This is a genomic window from Rahnella rivi (assembly GCF_019049655.1).
GTDB lineage: Bacteria > Pseudomonadota > Gammaproteobacteria > Enterobacterales > Enterobacteriaceae > Rahnella > Rahnella rivi.
The window spans coordinates 1-468 of record NZ_JAFMOX010000015.1 but is presented as its reverse complement, the minus strand read 5'-3'; the positions used below and the strand labels follow the sequence as shown (position 1 = coordinate 468).

Sequence of the window (468 nt, the reverse complement as noted above, 5' to 3'; positions counted from 1 at the left end):
GTTGTCGCCCGGGGCCGAGGGTGCGCTGGTATGGATGACCTTGGGCGGAATCACGCACACCGACGGGCTGTCCACCCTGACGTGCTCGTCGTCGCGCCATTCATGCTGGTTGGCGATCCAGGGCCAGCGCAAATGATGCATGTACCAGCCTTGCAAGGCCAGGCTGCACTGCTCGAAATCGTCATGCTGGTGCGGCGACAACTTGGTGACGTCGCGCGCCCCCTGCGGCGGGAAGACATTGACAATGAAGGTGGTGCAACGAAAGATCTTGCCGAAGCGTCCGTCCTGATCGGCAACATCTAGGGTGTACGATCGGATGCGAAAGCCGCCCACGGGATCGGGCCATTGTTTAAAGGGCGGGATCTGCGGATGAGGTCCGCGATAGGCATCCGCGTTTTCGGCAAGGGCTGCTATATCGTTCGAGCGGGTGGTTATCAGACGGACCACCTCGCCCTGCCCCTTCACGGT

1 protein-coding gene is annotated in these 468 nt (G+C 61.5%); it reads right to left on the bottom strand.

Annotated features, from left to right (window positions below):
• The coding region (locus J1779_RS00080; protein WP_217202531.1) for a hypothetical protein at positions 1–468 on the bottom strand (468 nt) is incomplete at both ends.